Origin of the sequence: Streptomyces sp. ISL-87, from assembly GCF_018614095.1 — a bacterium.
GTDB lineage: Bacteria > Actinomycetota > Actinomycetes > Streptomycetales > Streptomycetaceae > Streptomyces.
Genome location: NZ_JAGGOY010000055.1, coordinates 1 through 8374 on the forward strand (window position 1 = coordinate 1; position 8374 = coordinate 8374).

Annotated in this window: 6 protein-coding genes; 4 read left to right on the plus strand and 2 right to left on the minus strand. The window is 66.1% G+C overall.

Features of this window, described 5'->3' with window-relative positions; translation table 11 throughout:
- The first annotated feature begins 468 nt into the window (after positions 1-468).
- A complete protein-coding gene (locus tag J7I97_RS20385; protein WP_374195501.1) occupies positions 469-834 on the plus strand; it encodes a DUF1330 domain-containing protein in 366 nt (121 codons plus the stop codon).
- Between the two features lie 562 nt (positions 835-1396).
- On the opposite strand, the gene J7I97_RS20390 is transcribed toward J7I97_RS20385, so the two are convergent.
- Positions 1397-2134: a VOC family protein gene (locus tag J7I97_RS20390; protein WP_214936921.1), complete on the minus strand. Its 738-nt coding sequence runs from the start codon at positions 2132-2134 to the stop codon at positions 1397-1399.
- An 895-nt stretch (positions 2135-3029) separates the two neighbouring features.
- Here J7I97_RS20390 and ltrA point away from each other — a divergent pair.
- The gene (gene ltrA, locus J7I97_RS20395) at positions 3030-4283 is read left to right on the plus strand and encodes a group II intron reverse transcriptase/maturase (RefSeq protein WP_214936923.1); all 1254 of its coding nucleotides are present in this window, start codon (positions 3030-3032) and stop codon (positions 4281-4283) included.
- Positions 4284-4694: 411 nt separating this feature from the next.
- Here the strand turns inward: ltrA and J7I97_RS20400 are convergent, their stop codons facing one another.
- Positions 4695-6434 (minus strand): trypsin-like peptidase domain-containing protein, encoded by a 1740-nt coding sequence (locus J7I97_RS20400; RefSeq protein WP_308369261.1) that lies wholly within the window; start codon positions 6432-6434, stop codon positions 4695-4697.
- Positions 6435-6809: 375 nt separating this feature from the next.
- On the opposite strand from J7I97_RS20400, the gene J7I97_RS20405 reads away from it, so the two are divergent.
- Both J7I97_RS20405 and J7I97_RS20410 read left to right on the plus strand, forming a co-directional pair.
- A complete protein-coding gene (locus tag J7I97_RS20405; RefSeq protein ID WP_214936925.1) occupies positions 6810-7667 on the plus strand; it encodes a hypothetical protein in 858 nt (285 codons plus the stop codon).
- Positions 7668-8050: 383 nt separating this feature from the next.
- Positions 8051-8230: a hypothetical protein gene (locus J7I97_RS20410; RefSeq protein WP_214936931.1), complete on the plus strand. Its 180-nt coding sequence runs from the start codon at positions 8051-8053 to the stop codon at positions 8228-8230.
- Positions 8231-8374: the final 144 nt, after the last annotated feature.

Consider the following 8374-nt stretch of genomic DNA (forward strand, 5'->3'; position numbering starts at 1 on the left):
TCACCGTCGCCTCCCGTGAGGAAGTGGTCTGACCTGCACCGACGCACACACGCTCAGGTCATTTTCAAGAGAGCTCCCATCGCTCGCGGCGGTTCGCCGGCCCTTCCGGTAGTCCGTCTCGGCGCAGGTACGACCGGCTGCGCTTCTCACCCGAGGAGTGCAGCCTTCCTGCCTGCACGGATGCCCCTGCTCAGATCGCATCGCCCCAGGTCAGCGGCATAACCCACACGCAAGCGTGAGGCTGATGAGTCTGTCGGACTGTGTTCACTGTCAGCTCTCGAAGTCGACAAAAGGTGACGTCACATCTGGGTTCTGGCACCCATTCCGTGAGGGGCGGAACGGTGGGACGGGCAGCGGCCTTGGGGGTGTCCTGACGTGGCGGCCATTACCTCCGGGGTAATCGCACCGCCCAACCTCCCGCAGCTACGTTCGTGGTCATCGCTCACTCCCCCCGAACGAAGGAGCCCCGTGGTGCCTGCTTACGGTTTCGCTCATCTCCGCAGCCGCCGGAATCACTCCGACGTCATCAAGTACCTGGAGTGCATCCAGGCAACCCTCGACCCCTTCGCAGGCCGCTTCGTCATCCACGGTCCGCCGGCCGAAGTCGTGGAGGGTACATGGCCTGGCAGCATGGTGCTGATTGAGTTCCCTAGCCTGACCGAAGCCCGTGCCTGGTACGACTCTCCGGCCTACCGGGCCATCCTGCGTTTGCGTACCGACCACATCGAGGGCGATTTGCTGCTGATCGAGGGCGTCAGGCCGAACTACAACCCGGCCGAGCGAGCTCGCAAGCTGCAAACAGAAGCTGGCCAAGAGGGCCGGGCGACTACATAATCCTGCGCCTCCTCGGGACCCCTTTTGCGGAGGGGCGGAAGTCTGGCGCGACCGAACATCCGGCGGCAGGACGCCGTTCGCCCTCACGAAATGTGTGCCAGAGCCCTCTAGGAACAGCGTTTGTCGACCGGTTCTGGAGGCGGTTGGTGATCACCCAGCTCGCGGATGTCGATGACAAACGACGGCACTGTCGTGTCTGGGGATGCGGAACGGCCAGCCGCCCGTCAGGGCGGCTGGCCGTCGAAGGTGGGAGTAGTGATGGCGCTCTTTGAAAACGGCCACCGCCGATCGGGAGTCACTCCATGCCTGCTCGATGGATCTCCCCGGTCATGGGACACCTGACCTGCCGCCGGGCGCCACAAGGGAGAGGCCAGCGCGTAGCGCCGCCGTAGGCGCCGAAGCCGTGCGGGCACCGCCGACGGCTACGGCCCGCTTGTGGCCTTCTTGCCCCCAAGGACGCGCGCTGGCTCCCCAGGGACGCCATCCCCGTCTCCGGCGGCATGGGCTGACGCCACGCGGTCTTCGCCGCTGCCCCGGAACCAGCCGGAGTCGTTGCTCAAGGTCAGCGAGGCGTGAGGAGGCAGAACTCGTTGCCTTCCGGGTCGGCCAGAACCGTCCAGGAGATTGCGGACTGATCAATATCAGGGTCGGTGGCGCCCAGGGCGCGCAGTCGGGCTGCCTCTGCGGCCAGGTCGTCACCGGGGTAGGGGCAGACGTCGAGGTGGACGCGGTTCCACACGCTCTTGGTGTCGGGAGTGCGGAGGAACTCCAGGTAGGGCCCGACGCCTTTGGCGGAGCGCATGGTCGCATGATCGTCGGTGACCTCGTGCAGCGTCCAGTCCATCGCCTCGCCCCAGAACCGGGCCATCCCTCGTGGGTCGGTGCAGTCGACCACCACCGCGGCGATCGGCCCGGTGTCCTGGTAGATCGGACGGGGCTCCAGGACGCAGAACTCGTTGCCTTCCGGGTCGGCCATGACCGTCCAGGGGACGTCGCCCTGCCCCACGTCGGCGAGCGTCGCGCCGAGATCCTTCAAGCGCGCGACCAACTCCGCTTGATGGGCAGTCGAGGTGGTGGCCAGATCAAGGTGCACGCGGTTCTTGACCGTTTTGGGTTCCGGGCGGGCGACGATGTCGATGCAAACGGCCACGGGGTCGGGGTAGGCGAAGCCCACGGGTTCGAGGTTGGTCACGCCGGGTCCCTCGCTGTCGACACCCCAACCGAGTGCCTCCGCCCAGAACCGGCCGAGCGCGGGGTCGTCATGGGCCTTCATGTTGATCTGCACGAGTCGTGTTGCCATGCCGCAGATCCTAGAAGCTCCGCCAGCCCAGGCCGCCGCGATCAGACATGTGCTCGACCAGGTACTGACTGTGGTCGCGCTTGCCGAGACTTCCGACCGAGGCGAGTCCTTGTGAACGAAGGCAAGCCCCGACGCCGACGCCACTGACCGATCGAATGCTGCTCAAGCCTGTGCCGGCCGACTCGGCCCGCACGCTCCACGAGCGGGCGACCCCCAGCCGACAACACGCGCGACGCTGGCTGAAGCTACCCCACTCCGTTGAACTCCGGACCAAGTGGGGCGACGAGTAGCCTTGGCCGTTTTCCGAGATCCTGTGTGCCACGAATGCGAAAGGAACCGTATGTAGGAACAGTTCTGGAAGCAATGCTGTGCGAAACATGAAGGTATGGCCCTTCGGAGCCGTCCTGCGGAGGGAGGCTTCAAACCACCACATGCTGCGAAAGCGGTGACGCGATCGTGGTGAGCGATGTGGAGAAGGCGCCCGTGAGGCGTCAGGTGGGGATCAGGAAGACGAACGCAAGTGAACCATTGCTGAAGTGTCGTTACTGAAATCTAAGTGGCATCGAAACCGGGAGTACAGGATTGCGCCCGGGATAAGCCTGGCGGGAGTCCGCTTATTGGCCAGGCGGTGTCCGGCACGGAGGTGGCGTGAGCCTGGTCTGCTGGTTTTGCACGGAACGTGGGAAGGCACGCGTTGATACTGCCGCCCGATGCAGGGCGGCGAGAGGGAGCGCTCCGAGCGGCTGAACCGTGAGGGGTTGAGTACCGGCGCGAAGCGTGTTGGCGGACCGGCTCGTAGTAGTGCTGAAGCCCCTGTAATGGGGGTGGAGCGAAGGGGCCGGGTCATCCGTGGCTGTGTGTGTCTGGTCAACCGGACGTTCTCCGGGAGGAGCCGATGGACAAGCTGAAGTCACCGAACAAGCCGTTCGACATCTCCAAGTGGGAAGTGCTGGAGGCGTATCGTGAAGTGAAGAGAAATCGGGGCGCGCCTGGAGTGGACGGGCAGTCCATCGAGGAGTTCGAAGCCGACCTGAGAGGCAACCTCTACAAGGTCTGGAACAGGATGTCCTCGGGGACGTACTTTCCTCCTCCGGTGCGTGCGGTGGAGATTCCAAAGCAGCATGGTGGCGGCACGAGAATGCTAGGTATTCCCACTGTCGCCGATCGGGTTGCGCAGACCATCGTGGCCAGGCATCTCGGAATTCGTGTGGACCCTGTGTTCCACGAGGATTCCTACGGATACCGGCCCAAGCGGTCCGCGCTCGATGCGGTGGAGCGATGCCGGCAGCGGTGTTGGGGAAAGGGCTGGGTGATCGACCTTGACATCCAGAAATTCTTCGACAGCGTCCGGTGGGACCTCATCGTCAAGGCTGTGGAGGCGCACACCGACGCCGTCTGGGTGAAGTTGTATGTTGATCGGTGGCTTCGCGCGCCGCTTCAACTGCCCGACGGCACCTTGCAGAGGCGGGACCGGGGGACCCCGCAGGGGTCGGCGGTCTCGCCCGTGCTGGCAAACCTGTTCATGCACTACGCGTTCGATACCTGGCTCGGCCGGAACTATCCGGGCATTCAGTTCGAACGGTATGCGGACGACGCGGTCGTGCACTGCGCCAGCGAGCGCCAGGCCCACGAGGTCCTGGCCGCACTCGCGAACAGGATGGACGAGGTCGGGCTGCGGCTGCACCCCGACAAGACCCGGATCGTGTACTGCAAGGACGGCAAACGGCGCGGCTCCTACGAGCACACGTCGTTCACCTTCCTGGGGTTCACGTTCCGAGCCCGCGGGGCGCGGAATAGGAACGGTGTGAACTTCACCGGATTCCTGCCCGCGATCAGCAAGGACGCCCAGAAGAAGATCAGCGCGGAGGTCCGCTCGTGGCGGCTCCACCGGCAGATCCACCTCACCTTCTTCGACCTCGCACGGCGGATCAACCCGATGGTGCGGGGCTGGATGCAGTACTACGGAGCGTTCTACCGGTCGGCGCTGCATCCCCTCCTCCAGCGCATCAACGCCTACCTGATGCGCTGGATCCGCAAGAAGTACCGACGGCTGAAGGCGTTCAAAAGGGCTCACGCGTGCTGGAAGCGCGTCACGCGCCAGTACCCGAGGCTCTTCGCCCAGTGGGCATGGACACCGGGGTTCACGTGATCAGGATGACAAGAGCCGTGTAACGGGCGACTGTTACGCACGGTTCTGTGGGAGCCCGGGGGTGAGATCCCCCCGGGCGACCCGACCATCAGTAGTGGCAGAGGTCGACCGGAAGGGAGACCGGGGGCGGTTCAGGCCACGTATGAAATTCGTTTATGGCGCCATGTCACGCAGATCTGGGCGGTTCCTGGGCAGTCCGAAGCCCGCCATCTCTTTTCCCACGTTCGCTGCAGCAGCGGCGATGCATTCAGTACAACAGCGTGCCGTCTCCTGCCCAGGTGTGTTCGTAGACGCCGGTGCTGAGCGGACGCACCATGGGTCGCACTGCGGACCAAGATGCGTAACTGAACGTACGCAGACCGCCTGGGGGCGGTCTGCGTACGACGTCAGCCGGTGGCCAGGGGCGGGTCGTCAGCCCTTCGGGGGGACGAGCATGCGCTCGGAGCCCAGAGCGTTCACCGTGGTGTTCCTGTACATGGTGGTCTCGCCGTCGGTCCAGCGGATGATGAGGTCGTTGGTGAGGCCGTCGCCCGTGTACTGGCCGGTGGTCATGATCACGCTGTGGGTCCAGGTCTTGTTGGGGCCGTGGATGCGCTGCTCACCACCGAGGCCGCTGGTGGTGGTGCCGACGTAGTTGTCGAGCTCGCCGGTGGACCACCGGACCATGAGGTCCCACTTCTGGTTGCCGGAGAACTGCCCGGAGGTCAGCAGCGTGGCGTCCTTCCAGGTGCTGTTGGGGTCCTTGAGCTTGTACTCCTGGCCCAGGGTGCCGGCGCCCACGTTGGTGAAGAGGCTCAGTTCACCATCCGACCAGCGCACCATCAGGTCGGTGACGTAGGTGCTGGCGTTGAAGCGGCCGGCGGCTATCTGCGTGGCGTGGCTCCAGATCGAGCCCGCCGGGGCCATCTGGGTTGCGCTGGCGACGGACAGGTCGTTGGTGCCCACGTCGCCATAGAGCGTCATCTCGCCGCTCGCCCAGCGGACCATGAGGTCGAACTGGTTGGAGCCGGTGAAGTCGCCTGCCGTGATGTTCGCGACGTCCTTCCAGGTGCCGTTCGGGGGGAGGAGCTGCCGCTCTGGCAGGAAGGCGCCCTGTCCGTCGCCGGGGAAGAGGGTCACCTCGCCGTCCGTCCACACCACGAGCAGGCTGCTGCGGCCGCTGCCGGTGAAGTCACCGGAGGCCATGGCCTTGGCATGGGTCCACAGGTCCCCGAGCCCGGGCAGCAGTGGGCTGTCCGCGGATCCCTGATACGTCGGGGGCCGGGAGATGAGGTCGGGATCGAGGCCTCTGTTGGCGTCGTTGTAGAGGTCCTGGGCGTCCTTGCCGTAGATCGGTGAGTACGTTACCCAGGGGTCGTTGGCGTCGTTGCCGCCGCCGAAGTAGCCGCCGGTGTTGCCGATGACCTTGCCGGTGCGGCTGGCGGCGTCGTAGTCCTTGATCCAGGGGCCGCCGGACACGCCGCCGTAGAAGCCGTTGCACAGCATCTGCATCTGGCGGAAGCCGCCCAGCCGGGTGGTGGGCACATCGCAGCGCAGGGCCTTGTGGTTCTTGTTGACGCTTGAGCTGGACGGGTAGCCGACGACGGTAACGTTGTGCTCGTACGTGCTCACCGGTGTGAAGGTGAGCGCCCCGGTGACGTTCTCGATGCTGCCCTTGGTGTTCGGCTCGACCAGGGCGAAGGCGAGGTCCAGGTCGGACACCGCTCCTTTGCTGTTGTGCCGGTAACGGGGGTCCTGGTAGACGCCCTTGGCCTTGAGCGGGAAGATGCCGAATGGCTGGGCGGCGGCGGCTTTGCCGTTGCGGTACTGCGGCACGAAGATTGCGTGGCTCGTCGGCTTCTTCATGCTGTCCGCGCAGTGCCCCGCCGTGAGCACCATGTTCTTGCCCGCGCTTCGGACCACGCTGCCGGTGCAGGAGGTGTCCGCCTTGCCGATCTCGCCCTCCTGGTAGAAGAAGGTCCCCACCATCGGCATGCCGTCGAAGTAGGTGCCGGTCGGGATGCCGGACGGCGCGGCGGATAGCACACGGGGCTGTTTGCCTGCAGCCCCGTCGGCAGGAGCCTGACCTCGTGCGGCGTCGACGGGCACAGCGGCGGCCATACGTTCGGCCGACCAGTACTCCTCCTCGGCGCGCAGCTTGTCAGAGGACACCGGCGGAGTCGCAGCGGTCGTCGTGGCCGGGGTGCTGGCTCGCGGGCTCGGGGCGGCGGTTGCCTTCGGAGTCGCGGTGGCGCTCGGCTTCGCGGTGGCGCTGGGTCTCGGCTCGGCGCTGGCCGTGGGAGTGGTGGGGCGAGGTGGTGGGGTGACGGTCGCGGCGAGAGCCGGACCTGTGCCTAATACGGTCGCGATCACGCTGAGAGTGAACGCGGTGAACCATCTGGATCTCAAGGAACTTACTTCCTGGGTGAGGTGAGAATACGGAGCAAAGAGCGGTAATGGCACGCCAGTTCGATGAGGGGGCAGGCTATGCAGAGGCTTGGAAGATCGTCAACGGATATGAAAAGAGAGCGAATGGGTGCAATAGGGATGAGGATCGGCGGGGCCACCGCGCTGGCGTTGCTGCTGATGCCGCCCGCGGGAGATGTCTTTGCGGCGCAGGCCGTGGATCCGCCCACCCCGACACCCACGGGGGCGCAGTTGTCTGCGCGCCCTGGTGAGCGGCTCACGTTCGCGGTGGCTTCGTCCCTGCCGGGGAAGAACGGAAACTGGGTGAGCTCCGAGATCTTCATTGAGCACGGGACGCTGAGGATGAACGATCCGGTCATCACCGCCGTGGCCACCGTGGCGTGTGACACCCCGCCGGGCGTCTACCTGGTCGAGCAGACCGGGCCCGGCGGGCCTCCCAAGGGCGCCAAGGGCGACGTTTGGGTGACCGTCAAGGTCGCGGACATCGGCGAGGCCGAACGCAAGGCCTGTCCCGGGATGGTAGCGGCCCTTCCTCCGGAACAGCCGGACGAGCGCTGGCCCGCGGGTGACTCCTGGCCGCAGTCGCCCTGGGACGTACGGACGTTCAAGCCCGGCGACAAGGTGACGCCCACGGCCTCGGACGCGGAGCTGGGGTTCGGCAAGACTCTCGCCTCGCCGGGCTTCACCGACCAGCCCGTCATGAGCGGGGCCAAGGCGGTCCTTACGGCGACGGCGACGATCCGCTGCGACGCCCAGCCCGGTCTGTACGAGGTCCGTTGGGTGGGCAGGAACGAGGTCTGGGCCCGCTACCGGGTGGCCCAGACCGACGACGCGACCCGCCGCGCATGCCAGGACCATGCGACGGAACCGGCCACTGGGCAACTGACCCCGTGGCTGGTCGGCGGCGCCGCTGCTCTGGCCGCCGCAGGCGTGGGAACCTACGTCCTGGTCCGGCGCCGTCGTGGCACATCACGCTGATTCCAGGGTTGTCGCAGGGGCGAGTCCGGGAGATCGACGACGTCCACGCACTGGCGGATGGGGGAGCGAAGTCGCAGGCCTACAAGGCGCAAGAGCCGCGCCGGGCAGATGAGGCAGAGCCGAGGCGGCACCAGTGCTGCGCCACCTGGGCGGTCTCCAGTCCGATCAGGTAGGTCAGGAGCATGACGTCGTAATGGCGGACGGGTCCGGGCCTATATCCCGGGCGGCGGCGCGGACCGTGCCGCAGTCAGCACAGCGAGGCCCAAAACACCCGTTGTGGGGCAGTTCGCTCGCTCAGTTTGTGTCAGTCCATGACGAATCGTCACACCCGCTGTGGCTGATGAACCAGTTGATGACCCGTCCGTGAGGACGAGAGAAGCTCGATGACCGAAGCCCCCACGGCCGGCGTCTGCGAGGCGCCCGGCAATTACCACGCCGCCGCCGCGCTGGCCGCACTCGGCGCGCAGTGGACGGCGCACACCGGGCCGGGCCGGATGCTGTTGGTCGGCTGTCTGCGCCAGGGTCTCGCCCTGGCCCGCGACTTCCGCCTGGATCTGGGCTAGCTCGCCGACGCAGCCTGGGCGTACGTCAGCGACTAGGTGTGGGAGCCCCGCGCCCCACCCACCCGGCCCAGCGCCGACAGAGCCCTAGCACCAACGCCGTTCAGTTAACTGAACGGCGTTGGCCCTAGGAGTCTGATGAAGATC